Origin of the sequence: Legionella sheltonii (assembly GCF_026191355.1) — a bacterium.
Lineage (GTDB): Bacteria > Pseudomonadota > Gammaproteobacteria > Legionellales > Legionellaceae > Legionella > Legionella sheltonii.
Window position 1 is genome coordinate 119,993 of sequence record NZ_JAPHOQ010000011.1, and the last position, 15,993, is coordinate 135,985.

Consider the following 15,993-nt stretch of genomic DNA (forward strand, 5'->3'; position numbering starts at 1 on the left):
TTTCATATTCAGCACCAATCCCCCATTTTTTTCTGCAATAGGGGATATTTGGTGGCTTAAGGATGAAGTGAAAAGGATAAGGTTAACGTTACTATGAGTAAACATTTGGTGATCGTTGAGTCACCCGCCAAAGCGAAGACGATTCAAAAATATTTGGGCAGTGACTATGAGGTTGTTGCCTCTTATGGACATGTTCGTGATTTGCCAGCACGCAAAGGGTCGGTTAATCCCGATAAACACTTTGCTATGACTTATGTTCCGATTGAGAAGAACTCAAGACATATCGAAACCATTGCAAAAATGCTGAAAAAATCAGATTCCTTATTACTGGCAACGGACCCAGATCGCGAAGGCGAGGCCATTTCTTGGCATATTTATGAATTAATGAAAGAAAAAAATCTAACCAAGGATAAACCGATTCATCGGATTTTTTTCAATGAAATCACCAAATCAGCAATTCAGGATGCAATCAATCATCCCCGTTCAATTTCTATGGATTTGGTTAATGCCCAACAAGCACGACGCGCATTGGACTATTTAGTGGGTTTTAATTTGTCTCCTCTGTTATGGAAAAAAGTCAGAAGAGGGCTCTCAGCGGGTCGAGTACAAAGCCCTGCACTGCGACTTATTGTCGAGCGAGAAGAAGAAATTGAGCGTTTTGTACCCCAGGAATATTGGAAGATTTTGGCTCAATGTCTTCATACTAATGTGTCTTTTGAAGCACGGTTGACGCACTTTAAAAATGAAAAATTACAACAATTTACCGTAAATAAAGAAGATCAGGCACAAAAAATCAAAGAACATTTGCTGCGTGAGGCACAAGGATATTTACAGGTCAGCCAAATTGAGAAAAAGCAGCGTAAGCGTAAGCCTTCACCTCCATTTATTACCTCAACCTTGCAACAAGAAGCAGCACGAAAATTAGGTTTTACTGCGCGAAAATCAATGATGGTCGCCCAACAATTGTATGAAGGGATAGATATAGGGACAGGAACAGTGGGTCTTATCTCGTATATGCGTACCGATTCGGTTAATTTATCGACGGAAGCTATAGAGGAAACCCGACAGTTTATTACCGAGCGGTATGGTGCCGACAATTGTCCTTCAAGTCCAAGAATTTATAAAACCAAATCCAAAAATGCTCAAGAAGCCCATGAGGCGATTCGCCCCACATCGATTAAGCGTACGCCTGAAATGGTGCAATCGGCTTTGACTGCGGATCAATACAAACTCTACAGTCTGATCTGGAAGCGAACAGTAGCTTGCCAAATGGCTGATGCAATCCTTGATACGGTTGCTGTTGATTTAAGTTGTGGGGAAGGGAACATCTTTCGTGCGAATGGTTCTATCATTACTTTTCCTGGCTTCCTTTCAGTATATGAAGAGGGTCGTGATGATACCAAAGAAGATGAAGGTGAAGGTTCATTACTCCCGGCATTCGTTGTAGGTGAAAAAGTTAAGGTACAAGACATCCTAGCCAATCAACATTTCACTGAGCCTCCTCCAAGATATTCTGAAGCAACTTTGGTTAAGGCATTGGAAGAATATGATATTGGCCGCCCATCAACCTACGCGTCCATTATTCATACCTTACAACAGCGTGAATACGTGATTGTGGATAAGAAAAGATTCTTCCCAACGGATGTTGGCCGTATTGTGAATCGTTTCTTGACTGGTTATTTTACGCGTTATGTAGACTATAAATTTACCGCTGAGCTTGAGGACACATTAGATGCGATTTCGCGCGGTGAAAAAGAATGGGTTCCCGTTTTAGAAGAGTTCTGGAAGCCTTTTGTACAACAAATAGAAACTACCGATCAACAGGTACAGCGTAAAGATGTAACTTCGGAAGTTTTGGATCAACAATGTCCTAAATGCGGAAAGCCACTGTCCATAAGATTGGGTAAGCGAGGACGATTTATTGGATGCACAGGTTATCCTGAATGTGATTACACGCAGGATATTGCCGGTCAGGAGCACGAAAAAAATGAACCCGAAGTGGTTGAGGGAAGAGCCTGTCCAGTTTGTTCCAGTCCTTTACACATAAAAAATGGGCGTTATGGCCGCTTTATTGGCTGCAGTAATTATCCTCAATGCAAGCACATGGAACCTATAGAAAAGCCAGCTGATACGGGCGTGGAATGTCCCAAGTGTCATGAAGCAAAAATTTTGCAGCGTAAATCAAGAAAGGGCAAAATTTTCTATTCTTGTGGCAATTATCCTAAATGCGATTATGCTTTATGGAATGAACCGATCAACCAACCCTGTCCCAAATGCAATTGGCCGATTTTAACGGTGAAAGAAAGCAAAAAATTTGGTCGACAAATTCTTTGCCCACAAGATGGATGTGGTTACTCGGCCAAGGATGAAGAAGAATAATTCAGTGGGATAAGCGAATCACCTGTCGCTGCTGCAAATCCTGGGTTACGGCTTTTGCCTTCACCCAGGTTACAGGGTTTAGATCAATAAAAATCAATCGTAGTTGTCGTTACATCCACAGGCCCTACAGGATAAGAATAAACTGTTACTGGTTGCACAACGGGGGTAACAACAGGTCGAACAACAACTGGTCTGTAGGATACTACAGGTTTGTATGCGACCACTGCTGGTGCATATGCTGGTGTGTAGTATACCGTGTTGCAACAACATCCAACCATCAAAGCCATACTTCCTAACAGAATAATCCATTTCATTATGAAGCCCTCTTAGTGGATTCTTACGAAAAGTGTAGAATATTTAATCAATAATATCCAGAATTGATCATATTGCTTTTTATTTATTGATGGATTCCCAGGATTAAACAAAAAAATTCCCCTCTCTCCTTCTCGGGGAAGGGAGTAGGGAGTAATATCAACTCATTCTTCCTGTTCATTTTGAATCGGTATATACTCATCATCTTCTATTAGAAAATAACTCAAACAGGATGTAGTGATGTTAGACAGGACCATTGTAGTTGATGAGCAATTTATAAATCGAGTCCAACAAGCAGACTTTCCAAAACCCAATAGTATAATGAGTCCAGAAACGGCGGAATTGGATAAGAAAACTGCCATAGAGCTTTTTGATTCACAAATCAAATCCCGCCTACTTGATTTGATCGCCAGGCAGCTTAAGGAAAAAGGGTTGTCTTTTTATACCATAGGCAGTAGTGGACATGAAGGAAATGCGGTTTGGGGACAGGTTTTTCGTCCGGATGATATGGCATTTTTGCATTATCGTAGTGGCGCCTTTTATTTACAACGTGCTAAAAAAATAGAGGGTACTGATGGGGTTAGGGATATTTTACTGTCTTTGGTTGCCGCAGCAACCGATCCCATTTCAGGAGGACGCCATAAAGTTTTTGGCAGTGTTCCTTTAAATATTCCGCCACAAACCTCAACTATTGCATCGCATTTACCTAAAGCTCTAGGCGCGGCCTTATCGATTACTCGTGCAAAAGAATTAAATACCCCCAGCAATTTAAATCCGGATTCCGTCATCATTTGCACTTTTGGTGATGCATCGACCAACCATGCATCAGCACAAGCTACTTTGAATTCTTGCTCATGGATTGCACAGCAAAATTATCCTTTACCCATTGTATTTATTTGTGAAGACAATGGTATAGGAATTTCCGTGCCCACCCCATCAGGCTGGATAGAACGTTCTGTCAGTGCTCGCCCTGGTTTGCATTATATTGCCTGTGATGGTTTGAATCTCGCTGATGCTTATGCAGCGGCACAAGAAGCAGAATATTTGGCACGGGTAAAAAAGCAACCGGTTTTTTTGCATATGCGCTGTGTGCGTTTGCTAGGGCATGCCGGTTCAGATATTGAATCCCAATATTGTACCCCAGAAGAAATAGAAGCCAGAGAGGCCCAAGATCCTTTGCTGCATACGGCAGGCATGCTCTATCGCGAAGGCTGGATGAGTATTCCGGACATGCTGAACCTTTATCAAAGTAATAAAGATTTGATCGAAGCCAAAGCGGTAGACGCAATAAGACAACCCAAACTCACCAGTGCTGATGCCGTGATGTCGTCGCTAATCCCTTTGGTACCTAAAAAACCAGCACTTCCTCTACCTACTGAGGAACAACGAACCCAAGTTTTTGCCAATGCGTTCCCGCAATTAGCCCAGAAACGAAACTTATGCCAACAAATTAATTTTGCTTTGACTGATTTAATGATGCAATACTCCAACATGTTGGTATTTGGTGAAGACGTAGGTAAAAAAGGTGGCGTTTATCGAGTCACTGCGGATTTGCAGGCACGGTTTGGACAACGGCGAGTATTTGATACCCTTTTGGATGAGACTACGATTTTAGGTACCGCCATTGGCTTGGCTCATAATGGATTTATCCCGGTTCCAGAAATTCAGTTTTTGGCTTATTTGCATAATGCAGAAGATCAGCTGCGCGGAGAAGCCTCCACCTTATCCTTTTTCTCGAGCGGTCAATATCAAAATCCCATGGTTCTGCGCATTGCATCGCTGGCTTATCAGAAAGGATTTGGGGGGCATTTCCATAATGATAACTCCATTGCCGTACTCCGTGATTTACCCGGAGTGATCGTTGCCTGTCCTTCAAATGGCCCAGACGCTGCAAAAATGTTACGTACTTGTGTACGCATGGCTTATGAAGAAGGCAGGGTCATTGTCTTTTTAGAACCGATCGCTTTATATATGACCAAAGACTTGCATCAACCGGGGGATAATGGGTGGCTTTTTAATTATCCTGCACCTGATACGGTGATTGCTCCAGGTGAGGTGGGTGTCTATGGAGAGGGGGCAACGGTTATCTTAACCTATGCTAATGGTTATTATTTATCACGACAAGCTGCAAAGGTTCTGCAGGAAGAACATAATATTTCTGTAAAAATAGTCGACTTACGATGGCTTAGTCCCTTACCTGTCGAAGGGATTTTGAAAGAAATTGCCAAAGCGAAAAATGTATTAATTGTGGATGAGGGCAGACAAAGTGGTTCGGTCAGTGAAGGCTTGATGACTTTGTTATTAGAAGAGGCCTCAACGAGTTTAAAAATCAAGCGAATTACCGGTAAAGATTGCTTTATTCCCTTGGGTAATGCCTGGCAATATTTGTTACCCAGTAAAGAAAGTATTATTGAAGCCGTGATTGCGTTACAGTCAGATAAAAGGGAGAAAGAAAGTGGACGACTTGTTGTTTCTTGATGAGCAGTTGAATGGTGATGAGCGCATGATACGTGATAGCGTAGCGCGTTTCGTCAGCAATGATGTAATGCCTTTGATGGCTGAGTCTTTTGAACATGCTCAATTTCCACAAGAGCTTATTAAAAAATCCGCAGAAATGGGTTTATTGGGTTTGACTTTGCCCGCAGAATACGGCGGTGCTGAAGCGTCTTATGTTGCGTACGGTTTAGTTTGCCAGGAGTTAGAGCGCGGTGATAGCGGCTTACGTAGTTTTGTTTCCGTGCAAAGTTCTTTATGCATGTATCCTATTTTTCGTTATGGTTCTGAAGAGCAACGCGTACGTTTTTTACCCGGGATGGCTGCTGGTGAGATTATCGGTTGTTTTGGTTTAACTGAACCAGATTTTGGTTCCGATCCGGCTGGGATGAGAACCACTGCGAAGAAAGTGAAGGGCGGCTGGAGTTTGAATGGGGCTAAAATGTGGATCACCAATTCACCCATCGCTGATATCGCCATTGTTTGGGCAAAAACCGAGGAGGGGATCCGTGGCTTTATTGTGGATGCTCACTCTGAAGGATTACGTCGCCCTGAAATCAAATTAAAGATGTCACTACGTGCTTCAAATACAGGGGAGTTGGTGTTTGATGATGTTTTTGTCCCCGATGAAAATTATCTTCCTGGAAGTGACAAAGGTTTGGGTGCGCCTTTAAGTTGCTTGAGCCAAGCGAGGTATGGCATTGCCTGGGGCGTGATGGGGGCTGCAATGGCCTGTTTCGATATTACTCGAGATTACCTGTTAGAGCGTAAGCAATTTGATAAACCTTTAGCATCGTTCCAGCTTATTCAAAAAGACTTAGCAGATATGTATACTGAAATTATTAAGGCACAATGTCTTAATTTACAAATAGGCCGATTAAAAGATAATCACCGAGAGAATCCTGTGATGATTTCTCTTGCTAAAGGCAATGCCTGCCGTGAAGCATTGAATATTGCACGAAAATGCAGGAATCTATTGGGAGCAAATGGAATCAGCCTTGAGTACCATGTGATTCGTCACATGCTTAATCTAGAATCAGTCTTTACCTACGAGGGTACGGACAATGTCCATACGCTAGTACTTGGAAAACATATTACAGGAATTAATGCTTTTGCTTAAATCAGGCAGCAAACGGTTAAGCACCAAGAGCAATGACTAAAAGTAACCTGGAAATTGGAACCAGGTTACTTTTTGTTCTATAAGTTATTGGCATCGCTAGGGTTTAACAGAGTTCTTTCTCAGATTAGAACTTATTCTTCATGCATCAGGATTGTGTGAAGCGAAGCAGATTTATTCGGCAACTTACAGGAGTATCCCTATGTTTAAAATGACTTTAAAAACAGCGTTAATTTTAACTTTACCTGTATTCAGTATGAATGTGCAGTCCGGGCCAAGCAAAGAATTTTTAGCCAATCAGTGCTATGAGCTTTCTCGAGTGATTGTCTCTTTGGCGGACAACCAAGACAAAAAGGTCTGCATTAATAAACTCTATATGGCTTCAGTACAAATGAGTTCTGCAGCTTATTTAATTATGCAAGACTCTTCTGATGTGGCAAAAGAGCTTTTGAATAATGCAGTAGCTGCCTTGCAATATGCTGAGCTGTTGAGCTGCAAGCAATACATTCAAATTTCACATTCTAAATTTGAAGCCCATAAGATTAAGACATTATTATAAAAATAAGCCTTCTCCTCAGGTATCTATTACAGACTTGAGGAGTTGGGTAGCAGGAGCTTGCACGTGTACCCATTTTTAAAAAATAGTTTATTCATCCTTATCATTTTTATATTAGGCATTGCTGTGGGCAGCTATTACCACGCATCAATTCAAGAGTTAATGAATAGGGTGTGGGTAGACAAAGGACAAGAAGAAAAAACTCCAGAACTCCACTTTTGTCCGCCCGCAGCAGAAGTTGTAACACATCAATACAACGCTGAAGCATTCCAAATCGGGACATTACATTGGCAAATGGATTATCAAGAATGGAAGGCGCCGGACGGGGTGGGATTCATGCAAGCGTTGATAAACCCAAACAATAATCTGGTTTGCTATTATCATTGGCCAAATCCAAAAGAGAAGGGCACCTACCTCTGGATGACCATTCACTTATCACCCTCAGTGAATCAAATCGTCAAACCTTATGGAGCCTATTGGGCTAAAGAAGAGAAGCAAATGTTGTGTACTGCAGGAATTGAAGCCTGTGCGTTTACTCTTTCAGAAAGTTCAAAGCGAATCATTCCGCAACAATAAATGAAGCATAGCCATTTTGCTTTGTTTCGTGAGCGTAACCCGGGAGATCGGCACAAGCATAAAATCAAATCCCCGGGCTTTGCTGCGCTCAACCCAGGTTACAAAGAAAAGGATAAACTGATAAACCCTTGTTATTTTCCCCAGACTTCGCTATCATTTCCCACCTAATCGGGGCGTAGCGCAGCCTGGTAGCGTACTAGCATGGGGTGCTAGTGGTCGAAGGTTCAAATCCTTCCGTCCCGACCAATCCCAGTAAGGGTTTTGTAAAATTCTCCGAACCCCGTCAGAAATATTTGGTACCAGTTTTGGTACCGATCGCAAAATGGTACCATAAACTAATTCATACTGACTTTATTGTATTCTATAACTTTCTAAGTCTTGTGAGTGTTAATGACAATGAATCACGTGAGAGTGTGTAAATGGTAGCTGATCCTATTATACTTGGAAAATACAGACATTATAAAAACGAAAAACTATATGAAGTTATTGGCCAAGCTCGTCATAGTGAGACAGATGAAGATATGATAGTGTACAAAGCACTTTATCATTGTGATCAATTTGGGGATAACCAGCTTTGGGTTCGCCCTATGAAAATGTTTTTTGAGAATGTCATTCATCATGGAAAAACAGTTCCTCGATTTCAACGGATAGAATAGCCTTAATTTAATCACGTATGTTAGTTTAATTGTGTTGCTGAAGATAATAGTATTAAGGCAAAAAGCGAACTCATTTTCGTTGATTCGCAAAACGATGGGTTTGTTAACATATGCGTCAAGATACTCTAATTTACCAGTTTGCTTCCAAAACAGTTCGATAACCAACGTCTATTTCCATTTAGCTTTCATAATTTTATACAAAAAGAATGAGTATGGCTTCACTGCTTAGGGTAAGCATTTTGTTAAATGCTATTTTACTAAATAGTGCGTATCTCAAGAATGTTGCTTACTCATAAATTTAGGTGAGCCTTATAACAATCCTCAATATTGGAAATAAAGTCATCAACTTGAGAACCTTGGCTCTTCCCCATTTCCGGGGGCACTAATCAAGAACACAAAACTTTAACCCTTAACCTGTAATTTTCAAAATTTCTAAACCCGTAAGCACGTCTTTGAATCAGTTTCATTTTACGATGAAACCCTTCCGTAATGCCGTTGTTTTTAGTAAACCGCCACATTCTAACCACTTCTTCACGCCATTGGTATAATGTTTTACCTAGAGTCTTTAGTGACTCAAAAGGACTTTCTTTTAAAAGCGTTACGTATTTAAGAAACAAAGGCAGTAAACGCTTACATTGCTTTGCTGTCCGATGCTTTTTCATCAGGAGTCGATGGAGACGTTGCTTAAAGTGATAGATAGCCGCAATTGCTGGCTGGTGCTGTAAATAGCTGGCTCTTCTATTTAATCGTTTTATCGTTAAATTGGCTTCATTCGTTCTTAATGCAGCTAATAGACCACGTTGATACTTTATTTGAGGGTCAATCTGTTGATAAGTCTGGAGGCTCATCTGATTCAACAAGCGAATCACATGGAAACGGTCAGCCACTATCTTTGCATTAGGAAAATAACGTCTTATTAATAAGCGATAGCTGCTGCTTAAATCAATACACACAACAAGCACTTTATCCCGCCCCTCTAAGGTCTTGAGATAGCTCTCTAAGTCTTTAGCACTACGCCCTTCAACCACATCAAAGATTTTGTGCTTGGCTAAATCACAAAAGGTTGTCGCATACCCAACCTTTCTATTAAATGAATGCTCATCAAGGCCTAATATCCGAGGACAAGAGCGTCTCGATATCTTTTTATAACGGAGCTCATAACCATAGTGATACCAACGCTCTACAGTCGATTTGCCCAGCTTTAAGTCCCGAGACAAATCTTTTTGACTCACTCCCTTACTGTGATAGTGAAATACTTGTTTTCGTAAACTCTCCGTCGCTCTTTGATGTTTCCCTATCCCAGGAAATCGCTGATTAAAATAACGACCACATGATGGACAATAATACTTATGAGCTTTTAAACACAAATAACTACGTCGCAATCCAATCGATTCATGACGGATTCGTCTTATAAAACTGTCCTTTTTACGTAACTTCTTATTACCACAATGAATACAGCGAACTACCCAGCGATAGCTTACCTCTATGTATACCGGGTTTTCTCCACTTACTCTTTTAATAGAATATCCAGGCAAATTTAGGATACAATCTTTCTTAGGCATTTTAATCTTCCTTTTGACCGTCAAATCAAAGGGTTAGTCTAGACTAACTTGATTAAAATGCCCCCTTATTTGGGGTAGAGCCAGAACCTTCTATTTGTGGGGGAAATTTTTCTATCATTAGATCATAACATAACCTGTTAATTTCGGTCATTTTGCTTAAACAATCTTCAAGATTACTAAATTTTTCAACAAAAAGGTGGACATTACTTTGTAGCATAGAGGAACAATATATTTCCGGTAGCTTTTTCGATAATACTGCTTTTGCATTTTCTAAATTTATACTTTTTTGTCCCTGATTATCATAATATACTCCTGGCTCTGGAGTATCGGAAAAGTGAGTTATCCCTTTTTCATCTTTCCGAATGTATATGTCAGCAAATGAAGATGAGCAAAAGGCACATAAAACAAATAAATGTATTGTTAATTTGAGCATATTAGTTACCCCAGTAAATATAAGCTTTATATAGTTGGGTTATCGCTAATAATGTAATAGCAAGCGTATTTTATTTTATTGCATCATCAATTTTATTTAGTAGGGAGTCCTTATCTAATTCTTCGCCATAATTTTTGCCAGGACGTATAGTGACAACAATGGGACCCGATTCAATATGAGACTTTAAAATCATCCATTGAGGTTTGTCTAAACCTTCCTTTTCAATTGTTACTAGATGGGGGAAATTTTTAAATGTTTCATCTTGGGTATGGGTAATTGCTGAATTAATAATGTTAATGTCATCATTGTTTAACTTAACTTTTATTTTACTCATTTTCGTTCCTCCATTTTTTTCTAATTATAGCTATTTCTAGAAATATGGAGAGATTACGTTTGCTTCATCCAGAATATAATGGTTAAGACCCCGACGACTAAAAATAATGAGAAGATGGTGGTCCTTAGTTGACGTAGACCCAATTTTCTTGAGCTATAGTAACTTTATTGAGAGATAAATTTTCTTATTGGGCTACAACTCTATGAATAAAAATAATATCCATTTTTTAAGAGCATTAAATAATATTTCCACTCATGGCGATACAGATGTGTTTCCGTACCCATTAGAAAACACTATCTTTTATGATTGTAAAGATAAAATTGTTGAGCTCCTGTGTAGAATTGATGACAATTTTCAAGATCGTATCTATAAGCAGCCTCCTTATAATGAAAGTCAACTTGTTCCTGTGGGATACAGCGGCTTTAGATGGTGTACTCAGTTAGATCCATTGTGGAATGCATATCTATTAGGCTTAGTTATTGCTATAGGAGATCAAATAGAAGAAATGCGAATTCCAATACAAGATCAAATAATATTTTCATATCGTTTTGTTAAAGGAGACGAAGAGAAATTATTTAATCCTGACTTGGGGTGGCATGCCTTTCATAGAAGAAGTTTAGAATTGGCAGACTCTTTCGAGACGGTAGTAATCTGTGATGTTTCCGATTTTTATCAAAGAATTCGACATCATCGCTTGGAAAATGCTCTTACACAATTGAGTCAACCAGGAGATATACCAAAAAAAATTATAAAATTACTTAGTAATTTTTCAGGTACGTATTCACATGGGTTACCAGTAGGGGGGCCAGCTGCTAGATTATTATCTGAGTTAGTTCTAAACCAAACGGATCAACTGCTTCGTTCAGAGGGGATTAAATTTTGTAGATTTGCTGATGACTATCATCTCTTTGTTGCTTCAGAAGAAGATGCTTATGATGCTCTTTTATTTCTTTCAAAAAAATTACTTACAAATGAAGGACTGGCTCTTCAAAAAGCTAAGACTAGAATAATGTCTGCATCTGAGTTTAAACATACTTCCCCCCTCGCACATTCACAGAAAGACGAAATAAATACCACAAGTCCACAAGCTTTTCTATCTCTTTCGTTAAGATTCGACCCATATTCACCGACAGCTGAAGATGATTATGAGGTATTGAAAGCTGCGATTGCAAAATTTGATATTATCGGTCTTCTGAGAAAAGAAATTGCCAAAAGTAGTATAGACATTGCTATTACTAGACAGATTATTAAATCTTTAAAATTTCTTCCTGATTCATCGCGTGATCAAGCTGTACTGTCTGTTTGCGACTCATTAAACAATTTATATCCAGTATTCCCAGCAATAATTTTAGTAATAAAAGATTTATGGCCAAATCTTTCTCCCCCTATAAGAACAAGGATAGGCCAGCATTTCCGTCTTTTATTTACTGAGAAGTCTCGTTTGATAAAAACAGAAATAAATCAGTCTTATGCATTTAGACTCTTATCTTTAGAATATCGTCAAGAAAATATTGAGCTTTTTCAAAGATCGTATGCTACAGCAGAATCCTCCCTTATTAAAAGGGATATTATCGTGGCAATGTTTAATTGGCGTTATACCCCATGGCTATCCGATTTGCGAAGTCAATATCATGGATTTTCCTCACCATTAAGACGAGCCTTTATTATTGGTAGCTTTAGTCTTAGCGATGAAGGAGAGCATTGGCGAAATCATAATAAAAAAGGTTTTTCTGAGTTTGAAATGATTATAAAGGATTGGGCTAAGTCTAAAGCTGACCAACACTCTGATAAAAACTGGATGGTCCCTCTATGATATTAGAAATAGAATTTATACGTGATTATACTTCATTCTGGCGTACTATTTCTCCACTTTCTGAGGATTTAGTACGGCATATCAATTGTCAGGTACTTTCTAATAAAATTAATACTGAATTATTAAGTAGTACTTTAAATTCACGTCGGGGTCTAATAAACGAAATAGGTTTTGAACTTTTTAATCGTTCTTTCTTAAAAAAAATCATACCGGAAGAAATAGAAACAGAAGAGTTAATGAGTATAGCAAACTCAGTTGGAGCATATATTGCTCAATTAAGATCTAATTCTCCATTGTTTAACACTATTTTGGAAACTCAAGAAATTATCGAAGTAAAAAAAATAGCGCATAGATTATTCAGTTTTTTTGAAAAATTTAATAATGTTGTAATTAGGCCAGAGTTTGCTGGTTGTGGCAGACTTAATTCATGTAATGGTGATGTGATAGCTGATGGCATTCTTTATGAAATTAAATCTGGGGGACGAAAATTCAGATCTGTAGATTTACGTCAGTTAGTGCTTTATTTAACTCTCAATAGGTATTCTAAACAATACTTAATCCATACATTAGGTTTATACAATCCACGACAAGGATTGCATTTTGTTCTTCCATGCCAAGAATTTTCCTTACAATTTTGTGGTCTATCAACTGAAGAATTATGTCATAGAATAGCATATGAACTTAATTTATCAGATTTAGGAAGATTTGAAGATGGAATATGAATTTATCTCTAATTAACTTCTGAATTTAATCAACTAGCATTCTTCTTGAAACTAGGTTTATCTGATGTGATGTATAATTATTGTTAATCAAATAATTTTCATGATACAAGGATGAATATGAACCCCAACGATAAAATCCGTTCTCAGATACTTCAATGGTTCTATGATCGAAATAATAATGCAACGAGTAAATATGGAAAAATGGGTACATCAGTAAAAATTAGTGATGTTAAAAAAAGTCTAAAAAAGGAATATCTCTTAACTCAATCTCAAGTAATGTCAAACTTAACATATCTGTTGGATAAAGGGTGGATTAATAAATCGGATATACAGAAAACAGTTCAGGTAGATTCAGGGACAGTGCCATCAACTACTACATGGTATGAAATATCTTCTGCAGGAATTGACAAAATAGAGGATACATCTGAATTTAAAGAAAATGTAAGGTACCCTGGAATCAATATTAGTGCGACTGGTTCTAATATAATTACCTTGGGTGACGGAAATATTGTAAATGCACAATATCAAAGCCTTCATACAGAGCTTTCTAGCTTAAAAACCTCTATCGTGAACAGTAGTCTAAGTGAAGCTGAGAAATTTAATCTCGTGACCTATCCCCTAAATTAGTACCACTTCTTTGATGAGATTCATTATCCTATGCCACCTTTCTTGCGTATTCAACAGGAGGCATATAATTTAGAGAGCTATGAGGTCGAACATTATTGTAGTGTTTACGCCATTGTTCAATCTCAAATCGTGCTTCCTCCATTGTTCGAAACCAGTGCTGATTAAGGCATTCATTTCTGAATTTCCCGTTTAAGCTCTCAACAAACGCATTTTGAGTTGGTTTTCCTGGTTGAATAAACCCTAAAGTGACATTCGTTTCTTTGCTCCAGAAAAACATCGCTTTACTAGTAAATTCTGTACCATTATCACAAATCACTTTAACAGGCTTATTTCTTTGCTCAATAAGTTGGTCTAAAAAGCGAGCCACTTGTTTGCCACTGATTGAGGTAGATATTAGCTGGCCAACCATTTCACGAGAATAATCATCCACTACATTCAATATTCGAAATCGTCTCCCATTGCTAAGTTGATCCGATACAAAATCCATCGACCAACGCTGGTTTGGTGCAGCACTAATGGGGTCAGGCCTTGAATCGTGAATCATTGATTAAAAATTCACGATTCAAGGCCTGACCCCATAGGTTTTTGGTACGCTCAGCCTGTGCGGCATCATCACACACTCTATGCCCTGGTGATTTTTCTTATTACCGTCAAAGCAACCATAATAGCCACACTAAGCGCTCCTGTCTGCAGGATCTCAAACGGCCATAAATTGTGTGAAGAATGATCTGCTGAGATATCGATGATAAGCCGCAACACTACAAATGCCATTAGTGCTGCCGGTACAAACGCAGCAATACGCCACCCTCCCTTCCATTTCCATACACCCAGTAAGGGTGTAATAATTCCCAGAATACCAATTGCGAACATACTGAGCATGAAAATAAAGGCCATAATCATGTCACCAAAAGATACTGGTGTATTCATCAGCCTCTTATAATTTTCTTTCTGCGCCGCAGCATCGAGTGCACTCAATCGTGTTACCCAATCAGGCTTGATATGAACTGTATTTTGTTGGTCGCTGCCAGTAACTTGAACGGCATAGGTAGCGACAACGGGAGTTTCTCCTAAAGAACCATTCCCTGCAAGGATTCTAACCTCGTCTACCTGCTCCCCGGGTTTGAACAGGAAAAACCAGCCAAGTGCCTCTCCACTGCCGGGAGGGTAGACACGGGAAGGATTACTCCCAGCAGATACCACTTTACCCTGAAAGTAGGGTTTGACCCAAATTTTAACGGGTTGGTCGGACTCATAGTGCAAGTGGAGATAAAAGTTCTGGTCTCTACCCAAGGTAACGATATTTCCAGCCGGATCGGTATCGACTACTTCTACCGTGGTTTTAGCAAAAACATGAGTAGAAAAAGTCAGCCAAAATCCTAGGAATAAAAACAGAGTCCCTACTAGGCTGTCCATACCGAATTCTCTTGCAATTCGTCGCTTAATCACACTGAGCTCTCCACTGATAGGACTAGTCAATAAACTCCATTTAAGGGCATGATGTAAAATTAATAAAATTTATGGCCATCATACCTACACATTGGGCGGTTTAATTGAGTCCGCTAAATCCTTGTTCTGCAAAATAAATGCTTTAAACAAGCTTAAACTAAATTAACCCCCATTTTCCACTAATGGTGTCAGGCCTTAAATGGTTAATTTTTAATCAATGATTCACGATTCAAGGCCTGACCCCATAGGTTTTGCAGACATGAATCCTGGCTTTTTATAGTACCTATTTTTATTATTGACCTATAATTCAAATGTCCTTTACTTAATTTAGGAGATAGGGAAATGAAGAAGTGTTCAATACTTTTAGGACTCACATTAATAAGTTCATGTGCTTTTGCAATGGATCAATCAAATATGGGACAAATGTCTATGAATGAAAATCATTGTCCTAAAGATAAAAAACAAACTGCAGCACTTGAAAAAGAATACCTGCAAATGATGCTTACTCATCATCAACAAGGAATGCAAATAATGGAGCTAGCTATAAAAAAATCTCAAAATCCAAAAATAGTGGCTATTTCAAAGAAAATGCTCGCGCGGCAAGACAGGGAAGTTGTTAAAATGAAAGAACTACTCAGTAAATTACCCGCTACCTCTGCTGCCAATTATCAAATTCCTGGAATGAAACCTATGGAGATAAAGTCGTTTGACCAGCTTTCAGGCAAAGAGTTCGATGATAAGTATATAAGTGAAATGAGTGATCACTTTAAAGGAGGCATGCAAATGACGGCTTACTTACTAAAATGTAGCCATGATCCCAAGATTAGAGAAATTTTAAAATCCATCCATAACAAACAAGCCGATGTTCAGAAATTAGAACAGCTGCATAGTTAAAGCTGAAGCAATATATAATCAAATCAGCCATTCTTGCCTGTGAGAATGGCTATAAAAACATAATGGGGTCAGG

At 38.9% G+C, this 15,993-nt stretch carries 15 protein-coding genes, 1 tRNA gene and 1 pseudogene; 11 read left to right on the plus strand and 6 right to left on the minus strand.

The window, feature by feature from the left end; all coding sequences use genetic code 11:
* Nucleotides 1-93 precede the first annotated feature (93 nt).
* Nucleotides 94-2,379, plus strand: coding sequence for a type I DNA topoisomerase (gene topA, locus OQJ26_RS13525; protein ID WP_265704285.1), 2,286 nt, complete (start codon nucleotides 94-96; stop codon nucleotides 2,377-2,379).
* A gap of 83 nt (nucleotides 2,380-2,462) precedes the next feature.
* Here topA and OQJ26_RS13530 read toward each other — a convergent pair whose 3' ends face one another.
* Nucleotides 2,463-2,693 (minus strand): hypothetical protein, encoded by a 231-nt coding sequence (locus OQJ26_RS13530; RefSeq protein ID WP_265704286.1) that lies wholly within the window; start codon nucleotides 2,691-2,693, stop codon nucleotides 2,463-2,465.
* Nucleotides 2,694-2,931: 238 nt separating this feature from the next.
* On the opposite strand from OQJ26_RS13530, the gene OQJ26_RS13535 reads away from it, so the two are divergent.
* The 6 genes from OQJ26_RS13535 to OQJ26_RS13560 all read left to right on the plus strand — a co-directional run bounded on the left by OQJ26_RS13535 (nucleotide 2,932) and on the right by OQJ26_RS13560 (nucleotide 8,089).
* Nucleotides 2,932-5,169 (plus strand): thiamine pyrophosphate-dependent enzyme, encoded by a 2,238-nt coding sequence (locus OQJ26_RS13535; protein ID WP_265704287.1) that lies wholly within the window; start codon nucleotides 2,932-2,934, stop codon nucleotides 5,167-5,169.
* Nucleotides 5,147-6,304: an acyl-CoA dehydrogenase family protein gene (locus tag OQJ26_RS13540; RefSeq protein WP_265704288.1), complete on the plus strand. Its 1,158-nt coding sequence runs from the start codon at nucleotides 5,147-5,149 to the stop codon at nucleotides 6,302-6,304. Before OQJ26_RS13535 ends, OQJ26_RS13540 begins: the two co-directional genes overlap by 23 nt.
* 199 nt (nucleotides 6,305-6,503) lie before the next feature.
* On the plus strand, nucleotides 6,504-6,860 hold the full coding sequence (locus tag OQJ26_RS13545) for a hypothetical protein (protein WP_265704289.1): 357 nt from the start codon (nucleotides 6,504-6,506) through the stop codon (nucleotides 6,858-6,860).
* A gap of 63 nt (nucleotides 6,861-6,923) precedes the next feature.
* Nucleotides 6,924-7,433, plus strand: coding sequence for a hypothetical protein (locus tag OQJ26_RS13550; RefSeq protein WP_265704290.1), 510 nt, complete (start codon nucleotides 6,924-6,926; stop codon nucleotides 7,431-7,433).
* A gap of 169 nt (nucleotides 7,434-7,602) precedes the next feature.
* Nucleotides 7,603-7,679: transfer RNA gene (locus tag OQJ26_RS13555), tRNA-Pro, on the plus strand.
* Between the two features lie 173 nt (nucleotides 7,680-7,852).
* Nucleotides 7,853-8,089, plus strand: coding sequence for a DUF1653 domain-containing protein (locus tag OQJ26_RS13560; RefSeq protein ID WP_265704291.1), 237 nt, complete (start codon nucleotides 7,853-7,855; stop codon nucleotides 8,087-8,089).
* Between the two features lie 386 nt (nucleotides 8,090-8,475).
* Here the strand turns inward: OQJ26_RS13560 and OQJ26_RS13565 are convergent, their stop codons facing one another.
* From OQJ26_RS13565 to OQJ26_RS13575, 3 genes are all read right to left on the minus strand, one after another.
* Nucleotides 8,476-9,651, minus strand: coding sequence for an ISL3 family transposase (locus tag OQJ26_RS13565; RefSeq protein ID WP_265704196.1), 1,176 nt, complete (start codon nucleotides 9,649-9,651; stop codon nucleotides 8,476-8,478).
* Nucleotides 9,652-9,703: 52 nt separating this feature from the next.
* Complete coding sequence (locus OQJ26_RS13570) at nucleotides 9,704-10,084, minus strand: DUF4124 domain-containing protein (RefSeq protein WP_265704292.1); 381 nt, start codon at nucleotides 10,082-10,084, stop codon at nucleotides 9,704-9,706.
* A gap of 70 nt (nucleotides 10,085-10,154) precedes the next feature.
* Nucleotides 10,155-10,418 carry a hypothetical protein gene (locus OQJ26_RS13575; protein WP_265704293.1) on the minus strand — a complete coding sequence of 88 codons (264 nt, stop codon included), beginning with the start codon at nucleotides 10,416-10,418 and terminating at the stop codon, nucleotides 10,155-10,157.
* A 202-nt stretch (nucleotides 10,419-10,620) separates the two neighbouring features.
* On the opposite strand from OQJ26_RS13575, the gene OQJ26_RS13580 reads away from it, so the two are divergent.
* The 3 genes from OQJ26_RS13580 (at nucleotide 10,621) to OQJ26_RS13590 (ending at nucleotide 13,580) form a co-directional block, all read left to right on the plus strand.
* Nucleotides 10,621-12,231: an RNA-directed DNA polymerase gene (locus OQJ26_RS13580; RefSeq protein WP_265704294.1), complete on the plus strand. Its 1,611-nt coding sequence runs from the start codon at nucleotides 10,621-10,623 to the stop codon at nucleotides 12,229-12,231.
* Nucleotides 12,228-12,953 (plus strand): hypothetical protein, encoded by a 726-nt coding sequence (locus tag OQJ26_RS13585; protein WP_265704295.1) that lies wholly within the window; start codon nucleotides 12,228-12,230, stop codon nucleotides 12,951-12,953. Before OQJ26_RS13580 ends, OQJ26_RS13585 begins: the two co-directional genes overlap by 4 nt.
* Nucleotides 12,954-13,070: 117 nt before the next feature.
* Nucleotides 13,071-13,580, plus strand: coding sequence for a hypothetical protein (locus OQJ26_RS13590; RefSeq protein ID WP_265704296.1), 510 nt, complete (start codon nucleotides 13,071-13,073; stop codon nucleotides 13,578-13,580).
* Nucleotides 13,581-13,608: 28 nt separating this feature from the next.
* Here OQJ26_RS13590 and OQJ26_RS13595 read toward each other — a convergent pair.
* Both OQJ26_RS13595 and OQJ26_RS13600 read right to left on the minus strand, forming a co-directional pair.
* Nucleotides 13,609-14,088 (minus strand): annotated as a pseudogene (locus OQJ26_RS13595) (IS3 family transposase); the annotation flags it as partial.
* Between the two features lie 113 nt (nucleotides 14,089-14,201).
* Nucleotides 14,202-15,056, minus strand: coding sequence for a hypothetical protein (locus OQJ26_RS13600; RefSeq protein ID WP_265704297.1), 855 nt, complete (start codon nucleotides 15,054-15,056; stop codon nucleotides 14,202-14,204).
* A 312-nt stretch (nucleotides 15,057-15,368) separates the two neighbouring features.
* Between OQJ26_RS13600 and OQJ26_RS13605 the strand changes: the two genes are divergently transcribed.
* Nucleotides 15,369-15,920, plus strand: a complete 552-nt coding sequence (locus tag OQJ26_RS13605) for a DUF305 domain-containing protein (RefSeq protein WP_265704298.1) — start codon at nucleotides 15,369-15,371, stop codon at nucleotides 15,918-15,920.
* Nucleotides 15,921-15,993 lie beyond the last annotated feature (73 nt).

What these genes read in the sequence shown, in the direction of transcription:
- topA (WP_265704285.1), top strand. Translation starts at nt 94, where the DNA reads ATGAGTAAACATTTGGTGATCGTTGAGTCACCCGCCAAAGCGAAGACG.
- OQJ26_RS13530 (WP_265704286.1), bottom strand. Translation starts at nt 2,693, where the DNA reads ATGAAATGGATTATTCTGTTAGGAAGTATGGCTTTGATGGTTGGATGT.
- OQJ26_RS13535 (WP_265704287.1), top strand. Translation starts at nt 2,932, where the DNA reads ATGTTAGACAGGACCATTGTAGTTGATGAGCAATTTATAAATCGAGTC.
- OQJ26_RS13545 (WP_265704289.1), top strand. Translation starts at nt 6,504, where the DNA reads ATGTTTAAAATGACTTTAAAAACAGCGTTAATTTTAACTTTACCTGTA.
- OQJ26_RS13560 (WP_265704291.1), top strand. Translation starts at nt 7,853, where the DNA reads ATGGTAGCTGATCCTATTATACTTGGAAAATACAGACATTATAAAAAC.
- OQJ26_RS13565 (WP_265704196.1), bottom strand. Translation starts at nt 9,651, where the DNA reads ATGCCTAAGAAAGATTGTATCCTAAATTTGCCTGGATATTCTATTAAA.
- OQJ26_RS13570 (WP_265704292.1), bottom strand. Translation starts at nt 10,084, where the DNA reads ATGCTCAAATTAACAATACATTTATTTGTTTTATGTGCCTTTTGCTCA.
- OQJ26_RS13575 (WP_265704293.1), bottom strand. Translation starts at nt 10,418, where the DNA reads ATGAGTAAAATAAAAGTTAAGTTAAACAATGATGACATTAACATTATT.
- OQJ26_RS13580 (WP_265704294.1), top strand. Translation starts at nt 10,621, where the DNA reads ATGAATAAAAATAATATCCATTTTTTAAGAGCATTAAATAATATTTCC.
- OQJ26_RS13585 (WP_265704295.1), top strand. Translation starts at nt 12,228, where the DNA reads ATGATATTAGAAATAGAATTTATACGTGATTATACTTCATTCTGGCGT.
- OQJ26_RS13590 (WP_265704296.1), top strand. Translation starts at nt 13,071, where the DNA reads ATGAACCCCAACGATAAAATCCGTTCTCAGATACTTCAATGGTTCTAT.
- OQJ26_RS13605 (WP_265704298.1), top strand. Translation starts at nt 15,369, where the DNA reads ATGAAGAAGTGTTCAATACTTTTAGGACTCACATTAATAAGTTCATGT.